The organism is Paracoccus sp. DMF (assembly GCF_004407025.1).
GTDB lineage: Bacteria > Pseudomonadota > Alphaproteobacteria > Rhodobacterales > Rhodobacteraceae > Paracoccus > Paracoccus aminovorans_B.
On record NZ_SOKV02000030.1, the window covers coordinates 1 to 14,528 of the forward strand.

The window sequence follows — 14,528 nt, forward strand, 5'->3', positions numbered from 1 at the left end:
TTGCAAACCGAGCGGCATCCACAAAAGAAGGTTCGACGTCAGGCCCATCCCCTCCGGGCCTTCTTCCAGTGCAGGTTGCCGATCATGCCCTTGGCCCGGGCACCGGAGCGGGAAAGCTGGTCTTTCAGCGCGGACAGGTCGCGCTGATGCTTTGCACCATTGTTGCCAGATCCATCCAGATCCCCTATATTATTGGTGTCGCTTTGGCCCTTGGGATCAAGGGGGCTTGCTTCGGCAGGCGAGGTGCTGGGCCCGGCTTTCTCCCAGAGCGGCGCTTTCCTCTGATATTGCCCAGGCCTGATGGGTGTCGCGGTGCGGATGTCGTAGAAGTCGCCCGATGGATCGGGCTCAAGCTGAACGATTAGCAGGCCGCGCGTTCCTGCATCCAGAACGAGATCCAAGGCGCGCCCAGCCCGGCCATAGACTGCGGTGAAGTCGTGGGCGACAGTCTGAACGAAGTCCTCGACACTGGGGAATCCCATCCTCTTGATGTCCTCGCTGCGCCGAGCCTCAATGTGGACAAGCCCTTGGTTCTCATCACCCCGACGCAGACGGATCACACCAGCTTGTCGGCCGATTTTTTTGGCGATTTCCGGCGATCTCGCCGAAGGTAAAACTGCCATCCGGGGCCTTGATGAAATCGCCGCGCTGATACACGGGATCACCGTCGCCGTTCCGACCCGGCCCATCCGGCCCGCGACGGCCGATCTCGCCGGCGGCAATGCGTTCCATGACCTGGGCCGCGTCGGCAAACCCTTCGCCGCGCAGCGCCGCAGCCATGGCGCGGAAGAACGACGCGATGCGCTCCAGCGCGGCGCGCAGCGGGCCGGTCGGGCTCGCGTCCCGGGCCTTGGCCCAATCTGCATACATCTCGGCGACCATTTCCTCGGTCGGCCCGGGGGTGGACAGATCAGGATAGGCGCGCTCGACCGCCTTGCGCAGAACCGGGTTACCCCGGGCCGCCCGGGCCAGGGCCTGTAATTCCTCGGCGGTGAACAGGCCATGGCGCCGGCCCCACAACGCGGGATCGCGCAAGGCGTGGATGATCTCGTGCCGCGCGACGTGGGTCGCGTCGCGCGAGCCCGCGCTGACCTTGATCTCGGCGCGATAGGAGCCGTGCACCGGCACGCCGAGGCAGTCAGCAGCACGCGCACGATCTTGGGCGAAACCTTTCCGGTCAGCCCGTGCTGGCGCATGATGAAACTGACCGCATCGGCCAGGCCGCGCAACGCGAAAGTCGGAACCTCCAACGTCGCGCCCGAGAGACCGCGCTGCAACAGCGTCTGTCGATCGTCGAACAGTGGGCCGGCGTCACCGTCATTGCCGCCGGAGCGGCGGATCCACGAAGTTCGCCGGCGTCATCCCCCTCATCCACGTCGCCCAATTGATCCAGTCCACGCGGTATCCGAACCAGTCGAAGGTTGAGGTGAAGAGGACGACATCATTGCGCCCTCGGGCGAGCACACTCTTTTGGGGGCCTGCCACCGAAAGCCTTGCGGCGGCCTCGGGTTCCGGTGTTGCGGCGCAGAATGCGGCGCTAATGCCGGGCCAGCCATTCGGTGATGCAGCGGCGCAGGTTGGTCTCGCCCAGATCGCGGGCGTCGTCGATTACCCGGCGCAGGTCAGAAAGGTTCACCCGCCGGATCAGGTGCTTGACCGGCCCGACCGAGGCCGGGCGCATCGACAGCCGCCGGAAACCCAGCGCCGCGAAGGTCACCGCCTCGATCGGGCGGCCGGCATCCTCGCCGCAGAACGACACCGGCACCCGCGCCTCGTCGCAGCGCTGCACGATCTGGTCCAGCAGCGTGATGAACGAGGTGTTCAGCGTGTCGTAGCGCCGGCGCACGCGTTCGTTCTCGCGGTCGGCGGCAAAGAAGAACTGCTTCAGGTCGTTGCCGCCCACCGAGATGAAATCGCACATCTGGAAGAACTTCTTCGGCGCGAAGGCCAGCGAGGGCGTCTCCAGCATGGCGCCGACGCGCACGTCGGTCGGCATGGCATGGCCCAGCCGCTGCTCGCGGGCGATCTGCTCCATCAAGAGCCGGTGCGCCTCTTCGAACTCGCCCATCTCGGTGACGAAGGGGAACATCACGTAAAGCGGCCGGCCGACGGCGGCGCGGATCAGCGCCTGCAGCTGCATCCGCAGGACGCCGCGCTTGTCCAGGCCGACGCGAATCGCCCGCCAGCCCATGGCCGGGTTCGGCTCGTCCTGCGGCTTCATATAGGGCAGCACCTTGTCCGAGCCGATGTCGAGGGTGCGGAACATCACCGGCTTGCCATGGGCGCTGTCGAGCACATGGGCATAAAGCTGCGCCAGCTCGCCCCGGCGCGGCACCCGGGTCCGGGTCAGGAACTGCAATTCGGTGCGGAACAGGCCCACGCCCTCAGCGCCCGAGCTTTCCAGGCTCGGCAGGTCGGCCATCAGCCCGGCATTCATGTAGAGCTGCACCGTGGTCCCGGCCAGATCGGTCGCCGGCAGGTCGCGCAGGCCGGCATAGCGGCTCTGCGCCTCGGCTTGCATGGCCATCTTGTCGCGGAAGGCCTTGGCGACCGATTCCTCGGGGCGCAGGTGCACGGTACCCATGTCGCCGTCGACCAGGATCGGATCGCCGTTCAGCGCCTCGGCGATGATGCGCTCGGCGTGGATGACCAGGGGGATCGCCAGGGCGCGGGCGACGATGGCGGCATGGCTGCCGACCGAGCCCTCTTCCAGCACCACGCCCTTCAGCCGGCGGCCGTATTCCAGCAGCTCGGCCGGACCGATGTTGCGGGCGACCAGGATCGGGTTCTCGGGCATCTCGGCGCCGGTGTCGCGGCCCTGCCCGGTCAGGATGCGCAGAAGCCGGTTCGACAGGTCGTCGAGGTCGTGCAGCCGGTCGCGCAGATAGGGGTCGGCGGCGCTTTCCAGCCGCGACCGGGCCTGGCTCTGTTCCTTTTCCACCGCCGCCTCGGCGGAAAGCCCGGCGTCGATGCTTTCCTCCATCCGCCGCAACCAGCTGCGGGAATGGGCGAACATGCGATAGGTTTCCATGACCTCGGCGCTGTCGCCCTTGGCCATGTCGGTTTCGGCCAGCATGGAATCGACCTTGGTGCGCAGCATGGCGACGGCCTCGGTCAGCCGGGCCTTTTCCTTCAGCGGATCGTCGGCGACCGGGTTGGTCACCACCACGCGCGGCTCGTGCAGCCAGACCCGGCCCTCGGCGCAGCCCTCCTGGCCGGTGCCGCCGCGCAGCATGACCGGGAAGCGATGCGCCGGCGGCATGCTGTCGGATTGCGAGCCGAGGAAGGCGCCCAGCTCGGCCATCTCGGCCAGCACCATGGCGACCACCTCCAGGCCATAGATCTCGTCCTCGGAGAACTGGCGCGCCTCGCGCGACTGCACGACCAGCACGCCCAGCTTTTCGCCGACGCGCTGGATCGGCACGCCCAGGAAGCTGGGATAGACCTCCTCGCCGGTCTCGGGCATGTAGCGGAATCCGGGCTCGCCGGGGGCATTCGCGGTGTTCACATACCGGCCCGTGCGGGCGACGCGGCCGACCAGCCCCTCGCCCAGCCGCAGCCGGGTCTTGTGGACCGATTCCGGCTTCAGCCCCTCGGTCGCGCAAAGCTCCAGCGTGTCGGGATCGCGGAACAGGTAGATCGAACAGACCTGGGTTCCCATCGAATCGGCGATGTGGTGGGTGATCTGGTCGAGACGATGCTGACCGCTCCCCGGAGCGGCCAGGGTCTCGCGCAGCCGCAACAGCAGCCGACGCGATTCGCTTTCCTTGCGTTCGGCCATAATCCTCCCGCTTCAGGCTGGGGCCCGGTCTGGGGCCTGGGGATCAGGCCCGTTCCAGCTCGAAGGCATCATGCAGCGCCTGCACGGCCAGTTCCATATATTTGCGGTCGATCAGCACCGAAATCTTGATCTCGCTGGTGGAGATCACCTTGATGTTGATGTTTTCATCGGCCAGTGCCTTGAACATGCGCGCGGCCACCCCGGCATGGCTGCGCATGCCGATGCCCACGACCGAGACCTTGGCGACCTCGGTATCGACCACCAGGTCGTCATAGGCGATATGGCCGGCGGCCTTGGCCTCTTCCATCGCCTTGCGGGCGCGGGCGACCTGGTTCACCGGGCAGGAGAAGGTCATGTCGGTCACCGAACCCGGGTGATCCTCATAGTCCTTTTCCGAGATGTTCTGCACGATCATGTCGACGTTCACGCCGGCCTCGGCCAGGGGCGCGAAGATCGCGGCCGAGATGCCCGGGCGGTCCTCGACGGTGACCAGGGTGATCTTGGCCTCCTCGCGGGAATAGGCGACGCCGCTGACGACTTTCGATTCCATGATTTCATCCTCATCGCAGACCAGGGTGCCGCTGGTCTCATCCGTATCCTCGAACGAGCTCAGAACCCGCAGGCGGACCTTGTAACGCATCGCCAGCTCGACCGAGCGGGTCTGCAGGACCTTGGCGCCCAGGCTGGCCAGTTCCAGCATTTCCTCGAAGGCGATCTTGTCAAGCTTGCGCGCCTTCGAGGTGATGCGCGGGTCGGTGGTATAGACCCCGTCCACATCGGTATAGATGTCGCAGCGCTCGGCGCCGAAGGCGGCGGCGAAGGCGACGGCGGTGGTGTCCGAGCCGCCGCGGCCCAGCGTGGTGATGCGGCCCTCGGGCGACAGGCCCTGGAAGCCCGCGACCACGGCGACCTTCATGCCCTCGACGAATTTCTGGTCGATGTTGTGGCGCGGAATGTCCACGAAGCGGGCCGAGCTGTGCTGCGAGGTGGTGTTGATCGGCACCTGCCAGCCCTGCCAGCTGCGCGCCGGCACGCCCATTTCCTGCAGGGTCAGCGCCATCAGCCCGGCGGTCACGTTCTCGCCCGAGGCGACCACGGCGTCGTATTCGCGCGCGTCGAACAGCGGCGAGGTCGCCTCGACCCAGCCGACCAGCTCGTTGGTCTTGCCCGACATGGCGCTGACGATGACGATCACGTCATAGCCGCGCGCGACCTCGCGTTGAACCTTCAGCGCGGCATTCTTGATGCGGTCCAGGTCGGCCACCGAGGTGCCGCCGAATTTCATCACCAGAAGCGGCATTCCTTGCCCCCCAGCAGTTTCCGGGGCGGGTTCTATGGGCGGGCCGGGGAAAGAACAAGGGGCGGCAGCGATTTCCGAGCGTTTCGCCCGCATTATTTTGCCGGGGCCGGGCGGCGCCTTGATGCCGGCGCGGCGCGGCCGCAAAAGGCGGGCATGAAAGCGACGCATGACGATTCCACCTTCACCCTGACTGGCAAGGTCTGGTCCGCCACCTATCCGCTGGAGGAACTGCCGCGCTGGCTGGCCTTCTACCGCAGCCGCCGCAGCCGCTGCCCGCGCGCCGGCGACAGCTACGAGGCGACCATCGCCGCGCTCGAGGCGCTCGAGCGCGCGTTGGCCGGGCGCGGCTGACGCCCGCTCAGGTGCCGCTGAGATCGCGCCAGCGGCTGTGGATGGTCTCGCAATGCGCGCTCTCGGCGAAAGCCCGGTCCATCAGCATCATGAAGATGCTGCGCCACCGCGACGGCGGCTGACGATAGACCCGCGAGCACAAAGGCTCGGATGGCTTTCCGCCCAGGCTGCGGTTGATGCAGACGGAAACGCTCCACCAGGCGTTCATGGCAACCTCACTGACTCATCAAATACCTTCGAGCAGAGAAAGGTGACGCTTCGAAAACAAATCGCGGCACATGGAACATGAATCGCACCTGGTGCGGGAAAGTCACGCTGGCTTTTTGGGCAAGAACGAGGCGGGAAACCGCCGGCGCGGCAAGGCGCGCGGGCCTTCGCGGGATGGTCGGGGCGAGAGGATTCGAACCTCCGGCCTACGGTACCCAAAACCGTCGCGCTACCAGGCTGCGCTACGCCCCGAACCTGCGGCTGTTACTAGCGGCTGGCCGCGCGGGGGGAAAGCGAAAAACCGCGCGGCTCAGTCGCAAGGCGCCAGGGCCGTGGCCTGCGGCAGGCGCGGATGCGCCAGCACCATGCCCGGCACGATGCCCAGCCGGGCGGCGTCGCCCCCGGGCAGTTCCAGCACCATCAGCCGCTCGGGCGCCGGATCGCCCGGCGCGGCGCCGGGGATCGCGGTCTCGTCCAGCGGCCGGGCCATGGCATGGACATGCCGCACCGCGCCGCGGGCGTCGATAAAGACCATGTCCAGTAGAATCAGGGTGTTGCGCATCCAGAAGCTGACGGGTTGCGGCGATTCATAGATGAACAGCATGCCCTGCCCCGCCGGCAGGTCGCGGCGGAACATCAGCCCGCGCGCACGTTCTTCGGCCGTATCGGCGATCTCGACCGGAACGCTCACGGTGGACGCCCTGCCCTGGAACAGGGCCTGATCGGCAAGACAGGTCGCCGCCTGGGCGGCAAGAGGACTGGAATTTGTCAGAAGGAGCGTCGCGACGGCCAGACTGGCCCGCAACGTCATACCGCGCCCGCGACCAGCCGCAATTTAGCGAGCGCGGCCCCCCCCCCCGGTTGCACCAGGCGGGCTTCGGCCACCGCCCTTTCCCAAGACAGGATCTGCGCCGCCATCAGGCCGCGCCGGCCGTCGACCACGCGCAGCGCGATCGCCTCGCCCACCGCCAGGTCGGAAAAGCCGGAATGCCGCAGCACCTCGATATGCAGGAACACATCGGCCTTGTCGGCGAAGACATTGGCGAAGCCGAAGCCCTTGGCCTTGTCGAACCATTTCACCCGCGCCGGCAGCAGCGGCAGCAGCGCGACCTCCTCGGGCGTGGCCGAGCACAGGTCGGCGATGGCCGGCATCGGCTCGGCGGCCGGCGGCCGGATCTCCAGCACCTCCAGCGCCTGCATGCCGCGCGGCGTCTTCTGAATGATCGCGGTGACCTGAGACCCTTCGGCGACCGAGCTCTGACCGAAATTCCGCAGCACATTGGCATGCAGCAGGATATCGGCGCCGCCCTCGGGATCGGTCAGGAAACCGAAGCCCTTGCCGCCGTCAAACCACTTCACGACGCCCGCAATCTTACGCTGTTGTTCGTCGTTTTCTTCCATCTCTCTTCGTCACCCGTGTGAAAACCGCAATGACCCGAAACTCCGACGCACGGCCTTCGGCAAGTGAACCAAGGTGTGCCCGGATTGGTCAGGTTTTCCATACCATGGATAAAACCCGACTGCGCATCAAGGGCTAAGACGGTCGACGTGCCAGAAACTTTCCACGACCTCTTGCGGAGCCGCCTTCACGGCATTGTTTTCGCGGGCATAATCCGCGCGCAGCCAGCGAAAGCGGTCGTGCAGGCGAAAGGCGCCATCTGCCCAGAACTCGATCTGCACCGGCCGGATGCGATAGCCGCCCCAATGCTCGGGACGGCGCGGTTTCAATCCAAGGTTGATTCCCATCCGCGCCACCTCGGCCATCAGCGTGCCGCGGCTCTCCAGCGGCCGGCTCTGGCGCGAGGCCCAGGCGCCGATGCGCGATTGCAGCGCGCGCGAATCGTAATAGGCATCGGCCAGTTCCGGCTCGACCCGGCTGACGGGGCCGCGCACCCGCAGCTGCCGGCGCAGCGATTTCCAGTGCATGACGAAGGCCGCTGTGCCGGTCGCCTCGATCTCGACCGCCTTGGCGCTTTCGAAATTGGTGTAGAAGACGAAGGCGCCGTCGGTGCCCGCGCCCTCGATCTCCTTCAGCAGCACCATGCGCACGTCGGGCAGGCCGGCGGCGTCCACCGTCGCCAGCGCGATGGCATTGGGGTCGTTCGGCTCGACCTTCTCGGCCTCGGCCAGCCAGGCCCTGGCGATGGCAAACGGGTCGTCGCCCGCGAAAATTCCGCTTCGGTCGCTCATGGCAGCGCAATCACCGACACTTGATGCCTCCCTGCAGTTGTCCTAATCCTGCTGAAAACCGAAGAAGCGCGAGGGGCAGCATCATGTCAAGTGAAGCCGGGAACGGGCTGATGAAAGGGCGTCGCGGCCTGATCATGGGGCTGGCGAACGACAAGTCGATCGCCTGGGGCATCGCCAAGGCGCTGGCCGACCAGGGGGCCGAGCTGGCCTTTTCCTATCAGGGCGAGGCGCTGAAGCGCCGGGTCGAGCCGCTGGCCGCGCAGCTCGGCTCGGACCTGCTGGCGGAATGCGACGTCTCGGACGAGGCGTCCATCGACTCGCTTTTCGCCGCGATCCGCGAACGCTGGGACAGCATCGACTTCATCGTCCATGCCATCGGCTTCTCGGACAAGGAGCAGCTGCGCGGCCGCTATGCCGATACCACGCGCGACAACTTCCTGATGACCATGGACATTTCGGTCTATTCCTTCACCGCCGTCGCCCGCCGCGCGGCCGCGATGATGCAGCCGGGCGGGTCCATGCTGACCCTGACCTATTACGGGGCCGAGCGCGTCATGCCGCATTACAACGTCATGGGCGTGGCCAAGGCGGCGCTGGAGGCCTCGGTGCGCTACCTGGCCGAGGATTTCGGCAAGGACGGCATCCGCGTCAACGCCATCTCGGCCGGGCCGATCAAGACGCTGGCGGCCAGCGGCATCGGCGATTTCCGCTATATCCTGAAATGGAACGAGCTGAACTCGCCCCTGCGCCGCAACGTCAGCCAGGACGAGGTCGGCAAATCGGCGCTGTACCTGCTGTCGGACCTGAGCTCGGGCGTGACCGGCGAGACGCATCACGTCGATTCGGGCTATCACATCGTGGGCATGAAGGCCGTCGACGCCCCCGACATCGCCACCACGAAAAAGGACTGATCCCCGGCGATGAGCGTCGAGCAGGTCATCGCGCTTTTCTCGGCGCTGTCGCTGGCGATCCTGACGCCGGGGCCGGCGATCATCGCCACGGTGCAGACCGCCTTTGCCCATGGCCGCGAGCGTGCCCTGCCCTATGCGCTGGGGCTGGCGTTCGGCGCGTCGCTGTGGTGCATCGCCGCGCTTTTGGGCCTTGCCGTGGTGTTCCGGCTGCATCCGGGCTGGTTCGCCGGGATGAAGGTCTTCGGCGGACTTTACCTGCTGTGGTTCGCCTGGGGCCTGTGGCGCGCCTCGACCCGGCCGCTGCCGCCGGCCGCCGGCGGCGCGCGCGGCTTTTTCGGCGGCATCGCGCTGAATCTTTCCAACCCGAAGCCGGCGCTGTTCTATGCCGCGCTGATCCTGTCGGTCTTTCCCGAGCCGATGGCGCCCGCGCGCCAGGGGCTGGTCTATGCGCTGTGCCTGGCGACCGAACTCAGCTGGTATGCGCTGGTCGCGGTTCTGATGTCGACAGCACCCATGCGGGCGCGCTATTTTGCCGCGAAATCCTGGATCGACCGGGCCGCCAGCATTGCCATGGCCTTGCTGGGTTTGTTGTTGATCTTCAACCACTAAGGAACCAGCATGAACGATCGCCTGCCCCATGAACGCGGATTCCACATCAGCTGGGACCAGATCCATCGCGATTCCCGCGCGCTTGCCTGGCGCCTGGAAGACCGCGAATGGCGGGCGATCCTGGCCATCACCCGCGGCGGGCTGGTGCCGGCGATGATCGTGGCGCGCGAGCTCGACATCCGCGTCATCGACACGGTCTCGGTCAAGTCCTATCACGGCAAGGGCGGCCAGGACCGCGGCGAGATCAAGGTGCTGAAGGAACCCGACCCGGCGGTGATGCAGGACGGCGAGGGCATCCTGGTCATCGACGACCTGGTCGATTCCGGCCGCACGCTGGAGCATGTGCGCATGCTTTACCCCAAGGCGCATTTCGCCACCGTCTATGCCAAGCCCAAGGGCCGGCCGATGGTGCAGACCTATGTCACCGAGGTCAGCCAGGACACCTGGATCTTCTTTCCCTGGGACATGGCGTTGCAATATGTCCAGCCGTATCGCGGCGAGGATTGATGAAGCATATCAAGGGGAAGCGCGGACCGCTGCATTGGCTGTTCGAGTCGACCCTGCTGCTGAAGGCCGTCTTCGCGCTGTTCGAGATCATGGCCGGCGCCGGTCTGTGGTGGCTGCCGCACCGGCGCCTTGCCGATTTCACCGCATGGCTGACCCGCAACGAGCTGATCGAGGGCCACCGCAGCCCGGTCTATGGCCGCGTGGCGGCGGCGCTGGCCGAGTTCTCGGCGGCGAGCCAGCATTTCTATGCGCTCTACCTGCTCGGCCATGGCGCGATCAAGCTGGTGATCGTGGCTTTGCTGATGCGGCGGGTGGCCTTCGCCTATCCGCTGGGGATCGCGGTCTTCGCCGGCTTCATCGCCATGCAGATGCACCGCTGGACGCATACGCAGGCACCCGCCCTGCTGGCGCTTTCGGCCCTGGACGCGGTGGTGATCGGACTGACCTGGCGCGAGTGGCGCGGCAAGACCGGCTGAGGTTGCCGAGCGGCTGCGTGCAACGCACGCAGCCGCGTGGCGGGACGCAACCCGGAAACCCCAGCATTTGCTGGGGATTCCGCTGTGACCGGCATGCACGGAGCGTACACCGCGCGTACACCGCGCGTGCACCGTCGGGGCCTGCCGGCGCGCGACGCGGGGGCTAGATGACGCCGTGCTGTTTCAGCAGCGCGTTCTCATCGCCGGACACCCAGCCGAAGACCTTGGCATCGCCGTCCCGCACTTGAACAAGGTAGTGGACATCGAAATCTATCGCCGTCTCGGGCAGGTCGTCGCGGGCATAGGTCGCCGTCCAGGCAACGTGCGCGACGCAATGCAGATCGTCTATCGGCGAAAGGCGCAGGCCGCGGATCCGCATGTCCCGCATGCCGATCCTGCGATTGTGGTCATAGCCTTGCACCATGGCCTGGATCAGCGACTCGCCATTCTTTCCGGCCATGACGCCGGCCGGGGTGGCCGCGATGAATTCGGAGGCATAGAGTTCCGCGACCTGTGCCTTGTCGAAATCGCCGGCGAGGGAACGCCTGAAAAAGCGTTCGTATCGCTGGAACAGCTTGCGCACTTCCGCTTCCATGGCCCCGCTCAGCTATGGCACGATCTTTCCGGGGAATATGGCGCCTGGCGCTGCGTCGAACAATGTCACCCGGCGCAGCCCCGGAAGGGTCGGCGGACGCCCCTACCCGTTCCCGCGCACGAAGCGCGCCGCCTCCTCCGCCGCCCGGCGCAGGGCGCGGCTCTTGTTCACCGTTTCCATGAATTCGGCCTCGGGGTCGCTGTCATAGACCACGCCGCCGCCGGCCTGGATATAGAGCTGGCCGTCCTTGATCACCCCGGTGCGCAAGGCGATGCACATATCCATCTCGCCATTCGCGGCGAAATAGCCGACGCCGCCGGCATAGACGCCGCGCTTTTCCGGCTCCAGTTCGTCGATGATCTCCATCGCCCGGACCTTGGGCGCGCCCGAGACGGTGCCGGCCGGCATCCCCGCCAGCAGCGCCGACAGCGCATCCTCGCCCTCGCGCAATTCGCCCACCACGTTCGAGACGATGTGCATGACATGCGAATAGCGCTCGACGATGAACTGCTCGGTCGGGGTGACGGTGCCCATCCTGGCGACACGGCCGACGTCGTTGCGGCCCAGGTCCAGAAGCATCAGGTGCTCGGCCAGTTCCTTCTGGTCGGCGAGCAGGTCGGCTTCCAGCGCGTCGTCCTCGGCCGGGGTCGCGCCGCGCGGACGGGTGCCGGCGATGGGGCGGACGGTGACCTGGCCCTCGCGCAGGCGCACCAGGATCTCGGGCGAGGCGCCGCAGATCTGGAAGCCGCCGAAGTTCAAGAAGAACATGAAGGGCGAGGGGTTGGTGCGGCGCAAGCTGCGATAGAGCGCAAAGGGCGGCAGCGGGAAATCCATCGACCAGCGCTGGCTGGGGACGACCTGGAAGATGTCGCCGGCGCGGATATAGTCCTTGGCCTTTTCCACCGCCGCGAGATAGGCCGGCTTGCTGAAATTGCTGCGCAACGCGCCGATCTTCAGGTCGTGGCCCAGGGCGCGCGGCTCGCTCGGCTGGCGGTCCAGCGCGCGCAGCGCCTCCATCAACCGCTCGGCCGCCTGGGCATAGGCGGCGCGGACCGGGATGCCCGTGTCGTGCCAGGCGGGGGCGCAAAGGGCCACCTCGCCCTTGACGCCGTCGAGCACGGCGACGACCGAGGGGCGCAGCATCATCGCGTCGGGCAGGCCCAGCGGGTCGGGGTTCACGTCGGGCAGCCGCTCGACCAGCCGGATCATGTCATAGCCGAGATAGCCGAACAGCCCCGCCGCCCCGGCCGGCACGCCCTCGGGCATGTCGATGCGGGTCTCGGCGATCAGGGCACGCAGGCTGTCCAGCGCCGGGCGGTCCTCGGCCACGAATTCCTCGGAATATCGGGCCTGGCGGTTGATGCGGGCGCGGCCGTCGCGGCATTCCCAGATCAGGTCCGGCTTCATGCCGACAAAGGAATAGCGGCCGCGGATCTCGCCGCCGGTGACGGATTCCAGCATGAAGGAATTCGGCGCCGCCTCGGCCAGCTTCAGCATCAGGCTGACCGGCGTGTCGAGGTCGGCGGCCAGGCGGATGGTCAGCAGCTGGTTGCGGCCCTGGGCCCAGCCCTGCTCGAATGCCGCGAAATCGGGCGAGATGTCCATCACTGGACCTGCGCATTCACCGCATCGACGGCGGTCTGGTTGATGGTGGTGCCGCTTTGCGCCTGCAGGGCGCGGGCGAAATAGTCGAACACGTCCTGGTGCAGGCTGTCGACCAGCCGGGCGCTGATGCCGTCGCGGATCTGGCTGGCCTCGTCGCCCTCGGTGGCGGCGGGGTGGATCTTGTCCAGCGTGACCAGGAAGACCCGGCCGTCGGCATCGACCACCTCGGCGTCGCCCGGCTCCTTGATCTGGAAGGCCTGGGCGACGACGTCCTGCGGCACGCCGTTGATGAAGCCGCCGCGCGCCAGGTTGGTCTCCGGCGTGCCGCGATCCGCCGCCGGCGGGGCGGCGGCTTCCGGCGGGGCGGCTGGCGGCGTGGTCGCGGTATTGCCGACCGCGGCGCCGACGGCCTGGGCGACCGGCACGGTCGCCGCCGTCGGGGCCGGCTCGATGCCGGGCGCGACGGCCGCCTCGGCCGCGAGCTTGCGTTCCTCGGCCAGCGCCAGCAGCTGGCGGCGGGTTTCGTTGCGGGTCCAGTCCTCGGCCACGCGGTCACGCACCTCGGCAAAGGGGATCAGCGCCGGGGGCTGGATGGCATCCAGCCGCATGGCGAAGACGCCGCCGTCGTCGAAGGTCAGCAGTTCCGGGAAGTCCTTCTCGGTCGCCTGTGCCGCGTGCTGGCGGAATTCGGGATAGGCGTCGATGCTGTCGGGCGCGGCCTCGGCGTCGGCACTCCAGTCGATCTGGCCCAGCTTCATCTCGGTCTCCTTGGCCAGATCCTCCAGCGTGGCGCCGCCGGCCAGCAGGTCCGAGAATTCGCCGGCCTTGTCCTCGATCACCCGGCGGGCGCGGTCGACCGCCGCCTCGATGCGCAGATCGGCGCGGGCCTGTTCGAAGGGCACGTCCACCGGCTCGAGGATGGCGTTCATGGAAAACAGCGCCGGGCCCAGGTCCGAGCTCGCCGGCCCGGCGACGCCCGGCTGCTCCAGCGCAAAGACCGCCTCGCCGGCGGCGCCCAGCTCGGCCTGGGTCACCTCGCCCAGGTCGATGTCATTGAGCGACAGCCCGCGCTCGGCGGCCAGCGCCTCGATGCTGGTCTCGCCCCTGTCGATCCGGGCCTTGGCCTCCTCGGCGGCGGCCATGGTCGGGAAGACCAGCCGCTCGACCATGCGGCGCTCGGGGCGCTGGAATTCGTCGATGCGGCTCTCGTAAAGGTCGCGCAGCGCCTGCTCGTCGACCTCGACCTCGCCTTCCAGCATCTCGGGGGTCAGCCAGACATAGGTGATCTTGCGGATCTCGGGCGCGGTGAAGCGGTCGGCATTGGCCTTGTGCCAGGCCTCCAGCGTGGCGTCGTCGGGGGTGGCGATGGGCGCGGCCAGGTCGGCCGCGGTCAGCTCGCGCCAGTGGATGTCGCGGGTCTCCATCAGCCAGCCCTGCGAGCGGGCGGTGACCGCCTCGGGCGCGGTGACGCCGGCCAGCACCGCCTGCTGCAGGATCAGCCGGGCCTGGTCCATGCGCAGGTCGTGCTCGAACTCGGCCTCGCGGATGCCCTCGCGCTTCAGCACGTCGGCATAGACATTGCGGTCGAACTGGCCGTTCATCCCGCGGAAGGCCTGCGAGGCGGTGATCTGGTCGGCCACCGCCTTGTCGCCGACCGAGACGCCCAGCCGGTTCGCCTCGTCTTCCAGAGCGGCACCGGTATAGAGCCGCGCCAACGCCGCCTGGTCGATGCCGATGGTGCGGGCCTCGGCGCCGGTGACCTGGCGGCCGGTGCGGGCCGAGAAGTCCTGCATCTCGGCGCGCAGCGTGCGGGCATAGTCCTGCGACGAGATCGAGACATCGCCCACCGTGCCGATATCCGCCGTGCCGCCCGAGAAATTGGTGACGCCGAAGCCGCCCAATCCCAGGACCAGCATCCCCATCAGCAACCAGACGATCGTGGATTTGCCCTTGCCGCGCATGATGATGCCGTCCCGTTCTGAATTCTTGTCTCTAG

Annotated in this window: 16 protein-coding genes and 1 tRNA gene; 5 read left to right on the forward strand and 12 right to left on the reverse strand. The window is 67.4% G+C overall.

From position 1 onward, the window contains the following. Positions 1-38: 38 nt before the first annotated feature. The 4 genes from E3D03_RS14525 to E3D03_RS14540 all read right to left on the reverse strand — a co-directional run bounded on the left by E3D03_RS14525 (position 39) and on the right by E3D03_RS14540 (position 5,081). The gene (locus E3D03_RS14525) at positions 39-482 is read right to left on the reverse strand and encodes a hypothetical protein (RefSeq protein ID WP_263567533.1); all 444 of its coding nucleotides are present in this window, start codon (positions 480-482) and stop codon (positions 39-41) included. A gap of 55 nt (positions 483-537) precedes the next feature. Next, positions 538-1,122 carry a hypothetical protein gene (locus E3D03_RS14530; protein ID WP_263567534.1) on the reverse strand — a complete coding sequence of 195 codons (585 nt, stop codon included), beginning with the start codon at positions 1,120-1,122 and terminating at the stop codon, positions 538-540. Positions 1,123-1,537: 415 nt separating this feature from the next. Further along, positions 1,538-3,781, reverse strand: coding sequence for a phosphoenolpyruvate--protein phosphotransferase (gene ptsP / locus E3D03_RS14535; protein WP_263567535.1), 2,244 nt, complete (start codon positions 3,779-3,781; stop codon positions 1,538-1,540). A 43-nt stretch (positions 3,782-3,824) separates the two neighbouring features. Continuing rightward, positions 3,825-5,081, reverse strand: a complete 1,257-nt coding sequence (locus E3D03_RS14540; RefSeq protein WP_017999953.1) for an aspartate kinase — start codon at positions 5,079-5,081, stop codon at positions 3,825-3,827. A 153-nt stretch (positions 5,082-5,234) separates the two neighbouring features. On the opposite strand from E3D03_RS14540, the gene E3D03_RS14545 reads away from it, so the two are divergent. Beyond that, positions 5,235-5,432 (forward strand): hypothetical protein, encoded by a 198-nt coding sequence (locus E3D03_RS14545; RefSeq protein ID WP_263567536.1) that lies wholly within the window; start codon positions 5,235-5,237, stop codon positions 5,430-5,432. A 7-nt stretch (positions 5,433-5,439) separates the two neighbouring features. Here the strand turns inward: E3D03_RS14545 and E3D03_RS14550 are convergent, their stop codons facing one another. The 5 genes from E3D03_RS14550 to pdxH all read right to left on the reverse strand — a co-directional run bounded on the left by E3D03_RS14550 (position 5,440) and on the right by pdxH (position 7,829). Next, positions 5,440-5,640, reverse strand: coding sequence for a hypothetical protein (locus E3D03_RS14550; RefSeq protein ID WP_263567537.1), 201 nt, complete (start codon positions 5,638-5,640; stop codon positions 5,440-5,442). Positions 5,641-5,814: 174 nt separating this feature from the next. After that, a tRNA-Pro gene (locus E3D03_RS14555) sits at positions 5,815-5,891 on the reverse strand. Between the two features lie 58 nt (positions 5,892-5,949). Next, the gene (locus tag E3D03_RS14560) at positions 5,950-6,330 is read right to left on the reverse strand and encodes a DUF192 domain-containing protein (protein ID WP_318013744.1); all 381 of its coding nucleotides are present in this window, start codon (positions 6,328-6,330) and stop codon (positions 5,950-5,952) included. Positions 6,331-6,446: 116 nt separating this feature from the next. Then, the gene (locus E3D03_RS14565; protein WP_017999888.1) at positions 6,447-7,040 is read right to left on the reverse strand and encodes a cold-shock protein; all 594 of its coding nucleotides are present in this window, start codon (positions 7,038-7,040) and stop codon (positions 6,447-6,449) included. Positions 7,041-7,166: 126 nt separating this feature from the next. Then, on the reverse strand, positions 7,167-7,829 hold the full coding sequence (gene pdxH, locus E3D03_RS14570; protein ID WP_263567539.1) for a pyridoxamine 5'-phosphate oxidase: 663 nt from the start codon (positions 7,827-7,829) through the stop codon (positions 7,167-7,169). Between the two features lie 83 nt (positions 7,830-7,912). On the opposite strand from pdxH, the gene fabI reads away from it, so the two are divergent. The 4 genes from fabI to E3D03_RS14590 are packed head-to-tail and all read left to right on the forward strand — an operon-like array spanning position 7,913 to position 10,332. Beyond that, positions 7,913-8,740, forward strand: a complete 828-nt coding sequence (fabI, locus tag E3D03_RS14575; RefSeq protein ID WP_263567540.1) for an enoyl-ACP reductase FabI — start codon at positions 7,913-7,915, stop codon at positions 8,738-8,740. 9 nt (positions 8,741-8,749) lie between these two features. Then, on the forward strand, positions 8,750-9,349 hold the full coding sequence (locus E3D03_RS14580; RefSeq protein ID WP_263567541.1) for a LysE family translocator: 600 nt from the start codon (positions 8,750-8,752) through the stop codon (positions 9,347-9,349). Between the two features lie 9 nt (positions 9,350-9,358). Beyond that, positions 9,359-9,856: a xanthine phosphoribosyltransferase gene (gene gpt, locus E3D03_RS14585; RefSeq protein WP_062561015.1), complete on the forward strand. Its 498-nt coding sequence runs from the start codon at positions 9,359-9,361 to the stop codon at positions 9,854-9,856. Next, complete coding sequence (locus E3D03_RS14590) at positions 9,856-10,332, forward strand: DUF2127 domain-containing protein (RefSeq protein WP_263567542.1); 477 nt, start codon at positions 9,856-9,858, stop codon at positions 10,330-10,332. Before gpt ends, E3D03_RS14590 begins: the two co-directional genes overlap by 1 nt. Positions 10,333-10,495: 163 nt before the next feature. Here E3D03_RS14590 and E3D03_RS14595 read toward each other — a convergent pair whose 3' ends face one another. The 3 genes from E3D03_RS14595 to E3D03_RS14605 all read right to left on the reverse strand — a co-directional run bounded on the left by E3D03_RS14595 (position 10,496) and on the right by E3D03_RS14605 (position 14,493). Then, on the reverse strand, positions 10,496-10,927 hold the full coding sequence (locus tag E3D03_RS14595; RefSeq protein WP_263567543.1) for a DUF4440 domain-containing protein: 432 nt from the start codon (positions 10,925-10,927) through the stop codon (positions 10,496-10,498). Positions 10,928-11,029: 102 nt separating this feature from the next. After that, positions 11,030-12,532: an anthranilate synthase component I gene (gene trpE / locus E3D03_RS14600; protein ID WP_263567544.1), complete on the reverse strand. Its 1,503-nt coding sequence runs from the start codon at positions 12,530-12,532 to the stop codon at positions 11,030-11,032. Further along, positions 12,532-14,493 (reverse strand): peptidylprolyl isomerase, encoded by a 1,962-nt coding sequence (locus E3D03_RS14605; RefSeq protein ID WP_263567545.1) that lies wholly within the window; start codon positions 14,491-14,493, stop codon positions 12,532-12,534. Before E3D03_RS14605 ends, trpE begins: the two co-directional genes overlap by 1 nt. Between the last annotated feature and the right edge of the window lie 35 nt (positions 14,494-14,528).